Origin of the sequence: Mesorhizobium sp. NZP2298 (assembly GCF_013170825.1) — a bacterium.
Lineage (GTDB): Bacteria > Pseudomonadota > Alphaproteobacteria > Rhizobiales > Rhizobiaceae > Mesorhizobium.
Window position 1 is genome coordinate 3160994 of sequence record NZ_CP033365.1, and the last position, 14148, is coordinate 3175141.

Consider the following 14148-nt stretch of genomic DNA (forward strand, 5'->3'; position numbering starts at 1 on the left):
AGCCGGGCAATTGGCTTCCCGTCCATTATGCGAACCACTCCTCACACCAGCAGGTCCTCGATGCGGATCGGAAAGCGGCGAGGCCGCACGCCTGTTGCATGCCAGACCGCGTTGGCAACCGCGCCGGCCGTGCCGGTGACGCCGATTTCGCCAACGCCCTTGATGCCGAGCGCGTTGACGTAGGGGTCGTCCTCATGGACCAGGATCGCCTCGACCGACGGCACGTCGGCATTCACCGGGACATGGTATTCGGCGAGGTTGGCGTTCTGGATCCGGCCCGAGCGCCGGTCGGTGCTGGCTTCTTCATGCAGCGCGAAGGAGACCCCCCAGATCATGCCGCCATAGTACTGGCTGCGCACCAGCCTGGGATTGATGACCCGTCCGGCGGCGAAAGCGCCGACCAGCCTGGTGACGCGGATTTGCCCGAAATCCGGATCGACCTTGACTTCGGCGAACACGGCGCCGTGCGCATGCTTGGCATAGGTCTCCTGGGACGCCGGGTCCGGGGCGCCCTTGCCGCGGCCTTCGATCTCCGTGAGACCAGCGCGCGTGAGGATCTCGGCATAGCTTTCGCCCCGGCTTTCATCGTCGCGCCGGTACAGCCAGCCGCCGCGCGCCAGCACGCCTTCATTGCCGGCACCGAACAATGGCGAGGCCTCGTTGCCGGTGGCGAGATCGGCGAGCCTGGCGATGACGGCGGCGCCCGCATTGTGGATCGCCATGCCGGCCGTCGCCGTGTGGCCGGAGCCGCCGGCAATGCCCGCATTGGGCAGGTCGGAGCTGCCGGCCCTGAAATCGACCTGGTCGATGTCGAGCCCGAGCCCATCGGCGGCGATCTGGGCGAAGGCGGTCCAGGCGCCTTGCCCCATGTCCTGCGCGCCGGTCTCCATCAGGCCGCTGCCATCGGCCCTCAACACCGCACGCGCCTCGGCCTGGAACATCAGGGCCGGGAACGTCGCCGTACCCATGCCCCAGCCGGTGAGGAAACCGTCGGCGTCGCGCATCAACCGGGGCTGAAGCGGGCGGCTCGCCCAGCCGAATGCCTTAGCGGCTTGGCTGTAGCATTCGCGCAGCGCCTTGGAGGAAAACGGTTTGCCGGTCATCGGCTCGACCTCGGCATAGTTCCTCAGCCGGAATTCCAGCGGGTCGATGCCGCAGGCGTGAGCCGCCTCGTCGATGGCGCTCTCCAGGGCTATCGAGCCGGTGGCTTCACCGGGTGCCCGCATGAACAGCGGCGTACCGGTGTCGAGCCGCACCGCCTCGTGCGAGGTGGCGATTGCCGGGCTGGCATAGAGTGTGTGGGAGGCATCCGCCGCCGGTTCGAAGAAATCGTCGAACGTGCTCGAAGCGGTCTTGGCGTGATGGTCGATCGCCGTCAGCCGGCCCTCGCCATCCATGCCCATGCGCAAGGTCTGGCGCGTCGGAGCACGGTGGCCGACCGGCCCATACATCTGCTCGCGCCGCAGCACCAGCTTGACCGGACGGCCAACGAGGCGCGCCGCCAGGATTCCCAGAACCTGCGGCCCCGAAACCATGCCTTTCGAACCGAAGCCGCCGCCGAGGAAAGGGCTGCGGATATGGATGTCTTGCGGCGCGATGCCGAACAGGCCGGCTATGCGGCCCTGGGCCATGGCAAGGCCCTGGCTCGGCGTGTCGATCGACAGCCTGCCGCCATCCCAGGCGGCGACGATCGCATGCGGTTCCATGGCGTTGTGGTACTGGGCCGGCGTCTCGTAGGTGGCTTCGATCCGCGTCGTTGCCGATTTGAGGCCGGCTTCGACATCGCCCTTGTGATGCACGGCCGGATTGCCGACGCCGACACCACGCGGCACGAAGCTTTCGGCACCGTCGAGACCGACGCGCGCCGGCAGCGCCTCATAGCGCGGCGAGAGCAGCGCCGCCCCCTCGGTCGCCGCCTCCAGCGTCTCGGCGATCACCACGGCGATGGTCTGGTTCGGGTAGCGGACCTGATCGTTCTGCAACAGGTCGAGCCGGAACATGAAGGGATTGTCCTTGGCATCCGGATCGATGGCGAGCGCCGGCCGGTTGCTGGGCGTCATCACCTCGACCACGCCCTTGTGCGCCTTGGCCGCTTCGATATCCAGCGCGGCAACGCGGCCGCGCGCGATGCTGGAGACGGCGAGCACGGCATAGAGCATGCCGGGCGGATGGTTGTCGGCCGCGTAGCGCGCGGCTCCGGTGACTTTCAGAAAGCCGTCGCGGCGGGTCAGCGGCTGGCCGATGCTGGAGCCTTGCCGCGCGTGGGCGGGTTGCTGGTTGAGTTCAAGCGTCATGGCGCACTCCGGGAATGGAGGAAAAGGGAGAGGCCGGAAGGGCCGGTATCCGCTCGGGCGTCCCCGCCAGGGCCGATATCAGCGCCCTGACCACGATGCGGCGGGCAAGCTCGATCTTGAACGCATTGTCGCCGGAGGGGCTGGCGTCGGCCAAGGCCGCGTCCGCCGCGCTGGCGAAGGTCGCCTCGTTGGCATCCGCGCCAAGCAGCACGGCTTCCGCCGAGCGGGCACGCCACGGTTTGGCCGCGACGCCGCCCAGTGCCAGCCTCGCGGCGCGGATCTTGCCGCTGTCGACGACAAGTGCCGCTGCGGCCGAGACGACGGCGAAGGCATAGGAGGTGCGTTCGCGCACTTTCAGGTATCGGGCATTGGCGGCGAAGGAGGTTGCCTCGGCCGGCAGGCGCACCGCCACGATCAGGTCGCCGGGCTCCAGCACATTCTCCCGCTGCGGCGTTTCGCCGGGAAGCCGGTGGAATTCCTCCAGCGTCACATGGCGCCGGCCCTGCTTGCCCTCGATCTCGACCACGGCGTCGAGCGCCACCAGCGGCACGCAGAAGTCCGAGGGATGGGTGGCGATGCAGGCATCGCTCCAGCCAAGCACGGCGTGCAGGCGGTTCTCGCCTCCCAGCGCGTCGCAGCCGGCGCCGGGCTCGCGCCTGTTGCAGGCGCTGGCGGTATCGTAAAAATAGCTGCAGCGCGTGCGCTGCAGGAGATTGCCGCCGACCGTGGCGGCGTTTCGAAGCTGCGCGGAGGCGCCCGACAGCAGCGCCTCGGCCACCGCCGGATAGGCCTTGGCGAATGCCGTGTCGTGGGCGAGGTCGGCGTTGCGGACCAGCGCGCCGATGCGCAGGCTGCCATCGTCCAGCCGTTCGACACGGTTGAGTTCCGGCAGCCGCGAGATGTCGACGATGCGCTCGGGGCTGGTGACGCCGCCTTTCATGAGGTCGAGCAGATTGGTGCCGCCGGCGAGATAGGCCGAACCCGGCTCGGCCGCCGCCGCGATGGCGTCGGGGATGGTGGCGGGCCTGATATAGTCGAAGTCTCTCATGCCGCGGTCCTCCGGTCGGCCTTGGCAAGCTGTTGCTGGGCTTCCAGGACGGCTTCGACGATGCCGCCATAGGCCGCGCAGCGGCATATGTTGCCGCTCAGCCCCTCGCGGATGCGTTCGGGATCGTCGCCGGCCTGTCCTTCGGCGATCAGGCCGAGCGTGCTCATGATCTGGCCGGGTGTGCAGAAACCGCATTGGAAGCCGTCATGGGCGATGAAGGCGGCCTGCACCGGATGCAGTTCCTCACCACGGGCGACGCCTTCAATGGTCAAGACATCGGCGCCGTCATGGCTGACCGCCAGCGCCAGGCAGGAGTTGATGCGATTGCCGTCGACCAGCACCGTGCAGGCGCCGCACTGGCCACGGTCGCAGCCCTTCTTGGTACCGGTGAGGTCAAGCCGCTCGCGCAGCAGGTCGAGCAGGGTTACGCGTGGATCGACTTCCAGTTCGTGTCGGTGTCCGTTGATGGTAAGCGTGATGGGAAGACTGGTCATGGGCGTCTGGCTCCAGTTTGCTTGACGCGGATGGGAGGTGAACTGGTGCCTTGCCGGGGAAGGGCAAGGTAACCTTTTGGTCAGGTGTTGGCGGAGATAACAGCGGATCTCCCGGGAGATAGGCGGGCAGGGGAGATGTCAGCTTGCAGGTTCGAAAGGCGTGACATAAGCGTTCCCCTTCTTATATGATGAAAGCACTCCACTAAATCGGAGGCGCCTCCGTTTATTACGTGGGGGCTGGCCCGGCCGGGTTCAAGCCCCCATATTTCGACCGTGGAGAAAAAATTGGCCGTTGAGCCGTCCGTCATCGCCGAAACGAAGACCGCCGCGGAAGCCAAGCCGCTGCGCGCGGACGCGCAACGCAACCGCGACCGGCTGGTCGAGGTGGCCGCATCGGTCTTCGCCGAACGCGGCATCGATGCCTCGCTGGAGGACATTGCGCGCCGCGCCGGTGTCGGCATCGGTACGCTCTACCGGCATTTCCCAACGCGCGAGCATCTGGTCGAGGTGGTCTACCGCCGCGAGGTGGAGGCGCTGTGCGCGGCCGCCGGCGAGCTTGCGGCAAAGCATCCGTCCGATGTCGCGTTGGAAGAATGGATGCGGCGCTTCGTCGACTACATCGCCACCAAGCGCGGCCTGGCAACCAGCCTGCGCATCCTGCTCACCACCAACTCGACGCTGTTTTCCGACACGTCGGGCAGGGTCTCCCAGGCCTTGCGGCAATTGGTCGAGGCTGCGGTGGCCGAGGGCACGATCCGGGGCGACGTCGATGCCTCCGATGTGCTGCATGCGCTGTCCGGCATTTACTCCGCGCCCGATACGCCGGAGTGGCGCGACCGCTCGCGCCGGCTGGTCAAGCTCCTGATGGACGGCTTGCGGTTCGGGGCAAACAGCCCGCGTTGAGGAGCTGGATATCGGCCGCGTGACAACCATGCCTGTCCACGATCTTTGAGGGGAATCCGATGTATGTAGGCCGTTCCTACAAGCTGATCGACTTCGCGCTCTGGTCGCGGCGCAGCGTCATCTACATGGTGGTGGTGAGCGGGCTGGCCGTCGCGGCCTATCGTCTTCCCGGTATCGCCGGCTTCTCGGTGCCATGGTCGGTCGTGCTGGTGCTCGGCACCACCGTGTCGCTTGTCGCGGGGTTCAAGAATTCGCAGGTGTTCACCCGCAGCGGTGAGGCGCTGCAGGCGTTCACGCAAATCATCGCCAGCAGCCGGGTGTGGTCCAATTTCTGCCGGGACTTCCTCGACGCGCCGACGGCCAGGCAGCTCATCTACCGCCATATCGCCTGGATGACGGCACTGCGCTTTTCGCTGCGGCGGCCGATGCCCTGGGAATCCATGGGGAAGGCCGCCAATATCGAATACCGGCGGCGCTACCGCATCCAGGAGGACAAGGGCTCGATAGCCGACGAATTGCGGCCGCTGCTGGCCGAACAGGCCGAGGCGGTGCTGAAATCGCCACAGCCGGCGCTGGCCCTGCTCGAAATGCAATCGGTCCAGGTCAACGCACTGTTCAAGGACGCCAGGATTCCTCCTCAGATCTATGTCGAACTGACGAAGCTGATCCGCGACTTCCACGATCAGCAGGCGCGCTGCGACCGCATCAAGAACAATCCCTATCCGAGGCAGTATGCCATCGTCAGTTCCATGTTCGTCATGATCTTCTGCACGCTGTTGCCGTTCGGCGTCGTTCCGGTCTTTGCCGACATGGGCAAACTTGGCGGCGTGCTCGGCACGCTCGGCATCTGGCTGACGATCCCGTTCAGCACGCTGCTGGGCTGGGCCTACATGTCTCTCGACCAGGTCGGCGAGAGCAGCGCCAACCCGTTCGAGGGCAGCGCCAACGACGTTCCGATCTCGCAGATATGCCGCGACATCGAGATCGAGCTGCGCGCCGGGCTTGGCGAGGCTGACCTCCCCAAGCCATTGCCGCCGGTCAACGACATCGCGACCTGAAGTGCTGGACCTGGCGCGGCTACGCTTTCGCTTCGACCAGGATCACCAGGGACTCCGGCACCACGCCATCGTGCGCCATGGCATCAGTGGCCGCCTTGCTCTGCATCAGCGCGGCCATCTTATCCATATCCGGCACATCCATCATCACGGCCACCCGTTTCGGGTTCTGCGGGTCGACGAAGGTGCGGATGTTCGTGATCCCCAGCGAGCCGAAAAGCTCCTTGCGCTTGGGTGAACTGAGCCAGTGCTTGCTGTCTTTCGAGATGTTGTGATGGCCGATTACGGTTGGCATGGCATCCTCCCCAGGGTGACGCCGGCGGTCGAAATCGCCCGCCTGCTGCGATCCACCTGTACAAGGCACTGAGCGCCGTTTCGCATCGGCTGTCAATTAGCCATTGCTGATGGAGTGGCCGTGACGTGGAGTCACCGACAGATCAAGGCTGCGAACGGTGTGACGTGCATTCTACCCGTGCTTGTAGCCATGAATTGGAAGCCATTGCTGCTGGTCGACGATATTGCGACCCATGCGGGACTGACGCCTATTCCCAGACTGCTCGAGTGCCGACCGCGACGCCACCCCAGTCCTCAGGCGCGACGTCGGCAATCGACTGGGAGAACGTCCAGTGGTGGCCGGCGAGGTCGCGGCAAGTATACTGGCGCTCGCCATAGGGGTAGCTGGCCGGCGGGCTCAGGATCACGACACCGTGGCGCGCAGCTCGCTTGTGATGGGCGTCGACATCCTCGACACGCACCATCACCGCGAACGGCGCGCCGGCCTGTTCCGGTATCGGTTCGCCGTTCTTCGACCCGGTGACAACCACCGCTCCGTCGCCGAAGCCGAGCTGGTGGCGGTGGTTGCCGATGATCAGCCTCTGTTCGAACCCGAAAACCTGGCAGAGCCAGCGGCTGGCCGTCTCGACGTCGGGATAGGACAGCACGGGTATGACCGCGCTCGCGGGCATGGAGCGATTGGCGATCATGTCATTCTCCGTGGCCTTCCGCGCGGGGCATCCAGGACGGATTTTCCGCTTCAACTATAGGGCGACCAGCATTGCTGGCGAGGCCCGTTATAAGGCTGGTAGCTGTTGTCCCAAGCGCGGTAGGAGACGTACCGGTCATAGCACCAGCGCACATGCGCCGCTTCCAGCCGGACGGCAGGAGGCGCCGGCAATGGCGCGGCGGATCCGGCCGCGACGCCGGCGGCAAAGGCAGCGGCGGGGAACCAGTAACCGTTGTAATAACGGTAGCCGGGCCGCATGCGCACATAGCCGCGATAGCCATTGTAGTAGTATCCGCCGCCGACGACGTAGAACCCGCGCCGAAACCAGACTGGTGTCGGCACGGTGGTGACCGACGCCGGGGCAGAAGCCGGCACGACCGGCAAGGCCTCTGCCGGCGAGGCCAGCACCGAGGCGCCAATCATCAAACCGCAAAACGCTGTAAGTGTCCGTTTCATCATGTCTCTCCTGTGAGGGGTGTTAAGGGGATCACTGGCGTCTGAGCGCCCGCAGTTCGGAGATCGAAAGCGCGCCGTCGCCGTTGGTGTCCGCCCGCAGCAACCGGTCGGGAATGAAGGCGGCAAACTCGTCGCGCGAAATCCTGCCGTCGCCATTGCGGTCGATGCGGCCGGCCTGGGCCTGGAAGCCGCCGAATTGGGCGGCCTGGAAGTCGAGCTTCGACTTCACCGCTTCCACCGCCGCGCGCACTTCGCCCGCGTCGAGCAAACCATTGTGGTTGGCATCCATCCGGTCGAACATCCGCGCCCGCGCGGCCTGGATTTCGCTGAATTCGAGCTTGCGGTCGCCGTTGGTGTCTATGCGCCGGAAGAGTTCCTTGGCACTGCCGTCCGCCGCACAGGCGCTTCCCGCGCCAAGCAGCAGGCCGGCAAAGGCCATGACTATCTTGTTCATGCTGGTCTCCGCATTGGGTCGGATGGTCCGCCTCGGACCGTCCTTGCAGAGCCTTCTACGCGGCGCCTTCCGTGCCCCTACGCGGCGCGAGGTGATTTTTTTTCAAGGTGGTGCAGGCGTAACGGCCTACCCCGCCGCGACAGGGATTGGCAGGTCCGGCAAAGAATCCTCCGCGTCGAGCGTAGGGCTTGGCCCCGTGCTGCGTATCGGTCAGCAGTCGCCCCCCGACTAGACACGAAAGGACCACCATCATGAAACGCTCTGCACTCATTGCGGGCCTGCTCATCGGGCTTACGCCGCTCTTTGCGGCGCAGGCACAGGACATGCCCGGCCAGCGCATTCTGCAACGGATCGACACCAATGGCGACGGCGCCATCTCCAAGGATGAGATGACGGCCGCCCGCGAGCGCTTGTTCAGGAAGCTCGACCGCAATGGCGATGGCGTCATCGACGAGAAGGAGATGGAGAGTGCCCGCCAGGCGATCAAGGATCGCGCCGAGGTGGCGCAGGCGCGGCTCGGCAGCCGCTGGCGGCGCATGGACGCCAATGGCGACGGCAAGGTCTCCGAGCAGGAATTCGCCAGCAGCATGCCTTTGTTCGACCTCGCGGACCGGGATGGTGACGGCAAGATTTCGGCCGACGAGATCGCCTCCGTCCGCAAGCTGATCGCCGAGCACGCCAACTGATGATCGGCAGTGATCATTCCCTTTACAAAACAAGGAGTACGACATGTTGTCTTCGGTAAAGATTCCGATTTTCTGTCTCGGTGCGATGCTTATCTGGTCGACCGCTTCGCCGGCTTCGGCCGAGGAATGGCAGCGTCCGACCGCGCACGGCGGCGAGATCAGCCGAAGCGTCAGCAAGGACGGCAATGTCTACACCGGCTCGACCACCCGCACCGGCCCCAATGGCGGCACCTATACGTCGAGCTCCAAGTGCATTGCAGGCGTTGTTGACCGCTGCGCCAGAAGCTATTCTGGCACCGGGCCGAATGGGCAGACCTTCTCTGGCAAGCGTGTATCGGCGGGCGGGGTGTTTCGGGGCCGTTCGGCAGGCAGCTTCACCGGCCCGAACGGCAACACGGTCCACGGCTTCCGCCGCTGGCGGCGCTGACATCTGGTGTGATGGATTTGAACCCGAAATTCGTTTCTGTGCTCCTCCTGATCGATGCGAATTTCGGATTCGCCGAACCAGCAGTCTCGTCCGTGGATGCGCGCCGCCGTGCGACATGAGGAACCCCGCGGTGACGATGAGCTTCTGGCGCGCATCGCCGCGGGCAGCCAAAGCGCGCTGTCCGAGCTCATCGCCCGCCATGGCCGTGGGCTGCGAATGTTCGCGGCGCGGTATCTCGGCAATGCCGGCGACGCCGAGGATGTGGTGCAGGAGGTATTCGTGGCCGTCTGGAAACAGGCCACGCGGTTCGATCCGGCCAAGGGGCGGGCTTCGACCTGGCTCTATCGGATCACCGCCAACCGGTGCATTGACCAGCGTCGACGCAGGGCGCTACGCAGTTTCATCGGGCTGGACGACATAAAGGAAGAGGTCGCGTCGCCGGAGGCGGATGCCGAAGCGACGACAGCGGCGCGGCAGGAACTGGCGATCGTGCGCGACGGGCTCTCGCGCCTGCCGGAACGGCAGCGCATGGCGGTGCTGCTGAGGGCGGTCGGCGACCTCGATATCGCCGCGATCGCCGAAGTGATGGGCAGCAGCATCGGCTCGGCCGAGCAATTGCTGGTGCGCGGACGGCGCGCGCTCAGGGATCATTTGGCAATGGCGGCCGTGGGCCGTGAAAGGGAGTCCTCATGACACGGGACGAATTCGAACGAAACAGGCGCCGCTTCGGCGACAGGGTCGAGGCATGGCCGGCGCCCTTCCGCCAGCAGGCGCTGACCTTGCTGGCGGCGGAGTGGAAGGACGATCCGGATGCCGTGCTCGATCGTCTTGTGCTCGAGGCGGCGCTGACCGATGGCGACGACCAGGCGCTGGCGCGCAAGGTGCTGGCCCGTATCGACAGCGGTCGTGTTCCGGCACGCTCGTCTTTCCTGCCGCGCTTCCTTTTGAGTCCGGCCGGGTTCGCGGCCTGCGCCGCCGCCGCGCTCGTTGCGGCGACGCTGGCAGGCTACCAGCTGGCACGGCTTCAGGACGATCTGTCTGATACGGAGCTGCTGGCGCTGGCGTCCGGTTCGTCGCTGGCCCAAGGCCGCGGTATCGTGGCCGATCCAGAAGGGGAGGGCTCGCTTTGAAGCGCTCCTGGATATGGACGGCGACCCTGGTGCTGCTTGCTCTTTCGCTGGCCGTCAACTTCTTCCTGGTCGGTTATGCCATGCATGGCCTGCGGCAAGGCGCGGCGACGCGTGTGCTGTTGTCGGAGATTGCCAGCAGCTATCCGCCCGAGGTGAGGAAGGAGTTCCGTGGCATTCTGCGCGACAACCGCGCGCGCACCTTCCAGGCTCTGCGCGACCTGCGTAGCGCGCGCGCCACCCTGGCGGCGGCACAAACAGCCAAACCCTTTGACGAAACGGCGGCGAAGGACGCGATGGCGGCTGTGCGCAGCGCAACGACCAACCTTCAGGCGACCATGCAGGACTATCTCCTGACCGCGCTGAAGAATGTCAACGCCAGGCCCGCCGCGGGAGGCTGAGCCGCGGCGGCCCCACTGGCGGCACAATTGTCGCCGACCTATGTCGGTATCCAACCGGCTTGCGATCGCGAAAATGGAATAATGCGGCACGACAGGCTTGTCCTAACCCTGCTTTGGCGCGAGTTCTCGGCTGGTCTGCGCTCGATGCGCCGCCGCGACCTTGCCTGGATCGTGGCTGGCGGCGGGGCGTTGCTCGCCTACGCCATTGCCGACATCGTCGTCGCATTGCATGCGGCCGCCGCCACGTTGCGGCAAGCGCAGGTGTTGTGGATGGCCGGCCTGCCGGCGGTACTGCTTTGCCTTGGCGGCTTCGCCGGCAGTGCGGTCGCAAGACTTTGCCTGTCACGCGCATTCGCGCCGTTCCTGAAAGCATTTCCGCTCTCCCTCTTCGAGCGGCGGCGCATGGCCGCGGTAGCGGCATCTGCGCTGGGCGTTCCCATTGCCTTCATCGTCGCGGTGGCCGCGGGCCTCGGCTGTTTCGTCATCGCAAAGCCGCTTGCGTCGGTCTGGGGTGTCGGTGCCGCGATGCTGTTTGGCACCGGCTTTGGCGCCGCGGCCGGGCTGCGACTGCGGAGCGCTCGCGACCTGATCCACTCCGGCAACACCGAGCCGGCGGGCGATCGCGGCGGGCGCAAGCCCTCGCTCGGCGCCTTCGATCGTTCGACGCCGGCCTGGCTCTCGAGCTGGGCCTGGGACCTGCCGGCCGGCCGCGTAAGGCTTTCATGGCGGCTGATGGGCGCGGCCATGCTGCTCGGTCTCGTGGCGGTCGTTGCGGCCTCCATCAGTTTCGTTCGCCATGATGCCGTGCCGGCGGCCATGGCCGGGCTGGCCGGCGGCGTTCTCGTCTTCATGCTGAGCGCGCGCTTCCACCCGCTCGGCTCGCCGGTGCTGCGCACGGCTCCGCTCGGCTTCGTCAGGGCCTGGTTGCGCCTGGCGCGGCTGCCGCTGCAACTGTCGCTCGCCTTCTTTCTCCTGCCGGCGGGTGCTGCCCTGGCGGCGGAGCCGTCGGCCTGGGCGATGCCGATCGCCAGCGGCTTCTGGCTGCTGGCGCTGAACGGCGCCTATGCGGTGTTTGCCGCCTATTTCATGAGCGCGCCGTTCGTCGCCGCGCTGAGCTTTCTCAGTGCCATCGCCTACACAAGCTACGAGTCGCTCGAATATGGGCGCACGGTACTGATCGGCTTTGCCGCCCTTGTCCTGTTCCTGTGGCACCGGGCGCAACGGAGATACCGCCATGGATAGCAGCGCCGACCCTGCCGAGATACTCGCGGTTCGCGGTCTCAGCGCCGGCTATGGGGGCCGCCCGGTCGTCCGCGGTGCCGACCTGTCGCTCGGCCGTGGTGACATCCTTGGCCTGCTTGGCGCCAACGGCTCGGGCAAATCCACTTTGCTGAGAGCAATCAGCGGTCAGATCCGGCCGCTCGGGGGCAGCGTGACGATCAACGGCGTCGACCTTGCCGGCGCACCGGAGCGCGCCAAGTCCGGCTTCGGCCTCGCCGTGGATCCATCCGAACTGCCGGCAGCACTGAGCGGGTGGCAATATCTCCAGCTCGTCGCCTCGATCCGCGGCTGCGCCGAAGACGACTGGCCTGGCGTCAATGTCGCCGATCGGCTCGGGCTCAAGCGCTGGATCGACCGGCCTATCGGCGAATATTCGCTGGGCACGCGGGCCAAGATCGCCATTGCCGCGGCTCTGCTTGGTGCGCCGCCGCTGCTGATCTTCGACGAGTCCCTGAACGGCCTTGATCCGCTTGCCGCCTTCGAGGTGAAGCGCATCATCCAGGCCCTGGCTTCGAGCGGCCGCCATGCCGTCATCATCTCCACCCATGTCGTGGATTCCGTGCCTGGCCTGTGCAATCGCGTCCTGCTTCTGACCGAGGGCCGCATTGCGCGTGACTGGGATGCACGCCAACTGGCCGAGGTGGGGCGCGTGCCTGGCGCTTTCGAAGCCGAAGTCATGCGGGCACTGACGGTCCAGGCGGCTGACGGATGAAGGCACGTCGAGGCATGAATCTGCCGCAGGCTCAAAGCTCCAGCCAACAACCTTGCCGAAGTGCTTTCGCGCTCCGTAGTGCCTGAAGGCGGCGGCAATGTCGCGCAGCGGGAAGCGGCGGTCGATGACGGGCTTCAAGCTGTTTGATCTCTATCGCGCGGATCATGTCCTCCTGGTCCGCCCGGCTGCCGCCGCCGACGGCGATCACTTCACCCGCGCCGTCGGACAGCGGCACGCGGCCGTCGGCGAGCGGCGTCTTGCCCTGCACCGCGAAATCGTCGCGCATGTTCAACGAACAGGCGCGAATCCTGACCAGCACGTCGCCCCCCCCGGCCGCGGCGGATCCTCCTCGACCAGTTCGATCCTGTCCAGGCCACCCGGAGCCCTCAGCCTGACCAGCTTCATTGTCTTCTCCGACGTGTGGATGTCTTGATATGGCGACAGCGAGCCAGGTCTACCGGACCTGCCGGCCGGAAATCACCCTGAGCCAGGGTGCGAGATGGAAGGCGCTCATCAGCAGGTACATGGCCGCCATGCCCGTCAGCGGCGAGCCGCCCATGCACAGCATGGCTGCGTCGCCACCTTGAAGACACGAGAGCAGGGCCATCAGGGCGAAGGTCGGTGCCGCCGCGAGACACAGCCAGTCGGCGACACCAAGGGGGGTGGTATTTTCGGGGGTCGCGCCGCCGGTGCCGGAATGGATGTCGGTCATGGTCCTTTTTCCCTGATGATCATGCCAGTGACGAGGCCAGGGCTTGGGTTCCTCGCCCCACGGTGTGGGCAAGAGGAACCCAGGCTGGATGGGGCGTCGATCCACCGGTCCTATTGTTCGCCCTTGTCGCGGAAGGCGGCTTCGCCTGCGGCGGACACTTCGGCCCATTTCTTGTCGGCCCCGGCTTCGTAATTGTCGTGCCAGTTCCACCAGCTGTAGAGCGGCGTCTGGGGATAGCCTTCGGGCGAGTCCTCCCAGACCTCCTGGCGACCGAGCGGGGTGGCGTCGAGGTAGCTCCAGACCGTGCCCATCGCCTCGTCGCCGCGGCTGTTGATGAAATAGGTGCGGAAGACGCGGTCGCCGTCATGGATGAAGACGTTGTGGCCATGCCATTCGTCGACCCCGAAGTCTTTGTCGAAGCTGTCGGTGATGGTGTACCAGGGCATTTCCCAGCCCATCCGCGTCTTCAGCCGCGCAATGTCGGCCTGCGGGGCGCGCGAGGCGTAGGCGAGCGTGGTGTCGCGGGCGTTGAGATGGGCGAGGTGGCCGACCTGGTCGGCGCCGAGCGAGCAACCGCGGCAGGCGTGATCGGGCCAGCCATAGACACCGGGCTCGAAGAAGGCGCGGTAGACGATCAGCTGGCGGCGGCCTTCGAACAGGTCGAGCAGGCTTGCCTTGCCGTTGGGGCCCTCGAACACATAGGCCTTGTCCACTTCCATCCACGGCATGCGCCGGCGTTCGGCGGCCAGCGCGTCCTTGGCGCGCAGCGTCGCTTTCTCCTTCACCAGCATCTTTTCGCGCGCGGTGTCCCATTCCTGCCTCGAAACGATCGGCGGGGTCTTCATCGTCATGTGCTTGGTCATTGATCTTCTCCTTTGCCAGTCATGGGGCCGTCGTGGCCTGTGATCGCCCGGGGATCCTGAGCCAGGGTGGGGCGATGAGGGACGGGTGTTGCAAAAGCGGTCGGATCCGCATCGTCCGGTCCGGCGCAGCAGGGGTGACGTCGGGCATGCCCGGCGCCGTCCTTCGATGCGTCGAGAGCAAGGTCGGTTGAGACAGTCATTGCGTTCTCCCTGGTGCGCCGCCCGTTGCCGA

General features: G+C 66.2%; 18 protein-coding genes and 1 pseudogene. 9 read left to right on the forward strand and 10 right to left on the reverse strand.

What is annotated here, in order from left to right; all coding sequences use genetic code 11:
* Positions 1-41: 41 nt before the first annotated feature.
* From EB231_RS15265 to EB231_RS15275, 3 genes are read right to left on the reverse strand one after another with little or no spacing between them, the layout of a single operon-like run.
* Positions 42-2294, reverse strand: coding sequence for a xanthine dehydrogenase family protein molybdopterin-binding subunit (locus EB231_RS15265; protein WP_172349531.1), 2253 nt, complete (start codon positions 2292-2294; stop codon positions 42-44).
* Positions 2284-3342 carry an FAD binding domain-containing protein gene (locus EB231_RS15270; protein ID WP_172349532.1) on the reverse strand — a complete coding sequence of 353 codons (1059 nt, stop codon included), beginning with the start codon at positions 3340-3342 and terminating at the stop codon, positions 2284-2286. The genes EB231_RS15265 and EB231_RS15270 overlap by 11 nt, the downstream gene beginning before the upstream one ends.
* Complete coding sequence (locus EB231_RS15275) at positions 3339-3836, reverse strand: (2Fe-2S)-binding protein (protein ID WP_172349533.1); 498 nt, start codon at positions 3834-3836, stop codon at positions 3339-3341. The genes EB231_RS15270 and EB231_RS15275 overlap by 4 nt, the downstream gene beginning before the upstream one ends.
* A 285-nt stretch (positions 3837-4121) precedes the next feature.
* Between EB231_RS15275 and EB231_RS15280 the strand changes: the two genes are divergently transcribed.
* Both EB231_RS15280 and EB231_RS15285 read left to right on the forward strand, forming a co-directional pair.
* The gene (locus tag EB231_RS15280; RefSeq protein ID WP_172349534.1) at positions 4122-4739 is read left to right on the forward strand and encodes a TetR/AcrR family transcriptional regulator; all 618 of its coding nucleotides are present in this window, start codon (positions 4122-4124) and stop codon (positions 4737-4739) included.
* Between the two features lie 59 nt (positions 4740-4798).
* On the forward strand, positions 4799-5797 hold the full coding sequence (locus tag EB231_RS15285; RefSeq protein WP_172349535.1) for a bestrophin family protein: 999 nt from the start codon (positions 4799-4801) through the stop codon (positions 5795-5797).
* A 19-nt stretch (positions 5798-5816) separates the two neighbouring features.
* Here EB231_RS15285 and EB231_RS15290 read toward each other — a convergent pair whose 3' ends face one another.
* The 4 genes from EB231_RS15290 to EB231_RS15305 form a co-directional block, all read right to left on the reverse strand.
* Positions 5817-6089, reverse strand: coding sequence for a hypothetical protein (locus EB231_RS15290; protein ID WP_172349536.1), 273 nt, complete (start codon positions 6087-6089; stop codon positions 5817-5819).
* Positions 6090-6336: 247 nt separating this feature from the next.
* The gene (locus EB231_RS15295; RefSeq protein ID WP_172349537.1) at positions 6337-6777 is read right to left on the reverse strand and encodes a VOC family protein; all 441 of its coding nucleotides are present in this window, start codon (positions 6775-6777) and stop codon (positions 6337-6339) included.
* 50 nt (positions 6778-6827) lie between these two features.
* Entirely contained in the window at positions 6828-7256 is a 429-nt protein-coding gene (locus EB231_RS15300) for a BA14K family protein (protein ID WP_172349538.1), read from the reverse strand.
* 28 nt (positions 7257-7284) lie between these two features.
* A complete protein-coding gene (locus tag EB231_RS15305) occupies positions 7285-7707 on the reverse strand; it encodes an EF-hand domain-containing protein (protein WP_172349539.1) in 423 nt (140 codons plus the stop codon).
* Between the two features lie 251 nt (positions 7708-7958).
* On the opposite strand from EB231_RS15305, the gene EB231_RS15310 reads away from it, so the two are divergent.
* From EB231_RS15310 to EB231_RS15340, 7 genes are all read left to right on the forward strand, one after another.
* The gene (locus EB231_RS15310; RefSeq protein WP_172349540.1) at positions 7959-8393 is read left to right on the forward strand and encodes an EF-hand domain-containing protein; all 435 of its coding nucleotides are present in this window, start codon (positions 7959-7961) and stop codon (positions 8391-8393) included.
* Positions 8394-8436: 43 nt separating this feature from the next.
* On the forward strand, positions 8437-8820 hold the full coding sequence (locus tag EB231_RS15315) for a hypothetical protein (protein WP_172349541.1): 384 nt from the start codon (positions 8437-8439) through the stop codon (positions 8818-8820).
* Between the two features lie 96 nt (positions 8821-8916).
* Complete coding sequence (locus tag EB231_RS15320; RefSeq protein WP_172349542.1) at positions 8917-9513, forward strand: RNA polymerase sigma factor; 597 nt, start codon at positions 8917-8919, stop codon at positions 9511-9513.
* The gene (locus tag EB231_RS15325) at positions 9510-9950 is read left to right on the forward strand and encodes a hypothetical protein (RefSeq protein ID WP_172349543.1); all 441 of its coding nucleotides are present in this window, start codon (positions 9510-9512) and stop codon (positions 9948-9950) included. The genes EB231_RS15320 and EB231_RS15325 overlap by 4 nt, the downstream gene beginning before the upstream one ends.
* The gene (locus EB231_RS15330) at positions 9947-10348 is read left to right on the forward strand and encodes a periplasmic heavy metal sensor (protein WP_172349544.1); all 402 of its coding nucleotides are present in this window, start codon (positions 9947-9949) and stop codon (positions 10346-10348) included. The genes EB231_RS15325 and EB231_RS15330 overlap by 4 nt, the downstream gene beginning before the upstream one ends.
* A gap of 81 nt (positions 10349-10429) precedes the next feature.
* Complete coding sequence (locus EB231_RS15335) at positions 10430-11590, forward strand: hypothetical protein (RefSeq protein WP_172349545.1); 1161 nt, start codon at positions 10430-10432, stop codon at positions 11588-11590.
* A complete protein-coding gene (locus EB231_RS15340) occupies positions 11583-12341 on the forward strand; it encodes an ATP-binding cassette domain-containing protein (protein ID WP_172349546.1) in 759 nt (252 codons plus the stop codon). The genes EB231_RS15335 and EB231_RS15340 overlap by 8 nt, the downstream gene beginning before the upstream one ends.
* Before the next feature lie 93 nt (positions 12342-12434).
* On the opposite strand, the pseudogene EB231_RS35720 reads toward EB231_RS15340, so the two are convergent.
* The 3 genes and pseudogenes from EB231_RS35720 to EB231_RS15355 form a co-directional block, all read right to left on the reverse strand.
* A pseudogene (locus EB231_RS35720) lies at positions 12435-12479 on the reverse strand (hypothetical protein); the annotation flags it as partial.
* Between the two features lie 316 nt (positions 12480-12795).
* Complete coding sequence (locus EB231_RS15350) at positions 12796-13053, reverse strand: hypothetical protein (protein ID WP_172349548.1); 258 nt, start codon at positions 13051-13053, stop codon at positions 12796-12798.
* A gap of 110 nt (positions 13054-13163) precedes the next feature.
* Positions 13164-13916 carry a DUF899 domain-containing protein gene (locus EB231_RS15355; RefSeq protein WP_172349549.1) on the reverse strand — a complete coding sequence of 251 codons (753 nt, stop codon included), beginning with the start codon at positions 13914-13916 and terminating at the stop codon, positions 13164-13166.
* Between the last annotated feature and the right edge of the window lie 232 nt (positions 13917-14148).

What these genes read in the sequence shown, in the direction of transcription:
- EB231_RS15290 (WP_172349536.1), bottom strand. Translation starts at nt 6,089, where the DNA reads ATGCCAACCGTAATCGGCCATCACAACATCTCGAAAGACAGCAAGCAC.
- EB231_RS15325 (WP_172349543.1), top strand. Translation starts at nt 9,510, where the DNA reads ATGACACGGGACGAATTCGAACGAAACAGGCGCCGCTTCGGCGACAGG.
- EB231_RS15285 (WP_172349535.1), top strand. Translation starts at nt 4,799, where the DNA reads ATGTATGTAGGCCGTTCCTACAAGCTGATCGACTTCGCGCTCTGGTCG.
- EB231_RS15340 (WP_172349546.1), top strand. Translation starts at nt 11,583, where the DNA reads ATGGATAGCAGCGCCGACCCTGCCGAGATACTCGCGGTTCGCGGTCTC.
- EB231_RS15300 (WP_172349538.1), bottom strand. Translation starts at nt 7,256, where the DNA reads ATGATGAAACGGACACTTACAGCGTTTTGCGGTTTGATGATTGGCGCC.
- EB231_RS15320 (WP_172349542.1), top strand. Translation starts at nt 8,917, where the DNA reads ATGCGCGCCGCCGTGCGACATGAGGAACCCCGCGGTGACGATGAGCTT.
- EB231_RS15335 (WP_172349545.1), top strand. Translation starts at nt 10,430, where the DNA reads ATGCGGCACGACAGGCTTGTCCTAACCCTGCTTTGGCGCGAGTTCTCG.
- EB231_RS15295 (WP_172349537.1), bottom strand. Translation starts at nt 6,777, where the DNA reads ATGATCGCCAATCGCTCCATGCCCGCGAGCGCGGTCATACCCGTGCTG.
- EB231_RS15265 (WP_172349531.1), bottom strand. Translation starts at nt 2,294, where the DNA reads ATGACGCTTGAACTCAACCAGCAACCCGCCCACGCGCGGCAAGGCTCC.
- EB231_RS15305 (WP_172349539.1), bottom strand. Translation starts at nt 7,707, where the DNA reads ATGAACAAGATAGTCATGGCCTTTGCCGGCCTGCTGCTTGGCGCGGGA.
- EB231_RS15270 (WP_172349532.1), bottom strand. Translation starts at nt 3,342, where the DNA reads ATGAGAGACTTCGACTATATCAGGCCCGCCACCATCCCCGACGCCATC.
- EB231_RS15315 (WP_172349541.1), top strand. Translation starts at nt 8,437, where the DNA reads ATGTTGTCTTCGGTAAAGATTCCGATTTTCTGTCTCGGTGCGATGCTT.
- EB231_RS15350 (WP_172349548.1), bottom strand. Translation starts at nt 13,053, where the DNA reads ATGACCGACATCCATTCCGGCACCGGCGGCGCGACCCCCGAAAATACC.
- EB231_RS15355 (WP_172349549.1), bottom strand. Translation starts at nt 13,916, where the DNA reads ATGACCAAGCACATGACGATGAAGACCCCGCCGATCGTTTCGAGGCAG.
- EB231_RS15275 (WP_172349533.1), bottom strand. Translation starts at nt 3,836, where the DNA reads ATGACCAGTCTTCCCATCACGCTTACCATCAACGGACACCGACACGAA.
- EB231_RS15310 (WP_172349540.1), top strand. Translation starts at nt 7,959, where the DNA reads ATGAAACGCTCTGCACTCATTGCGGGCCTGCTCATCGGGCTTACGCCG.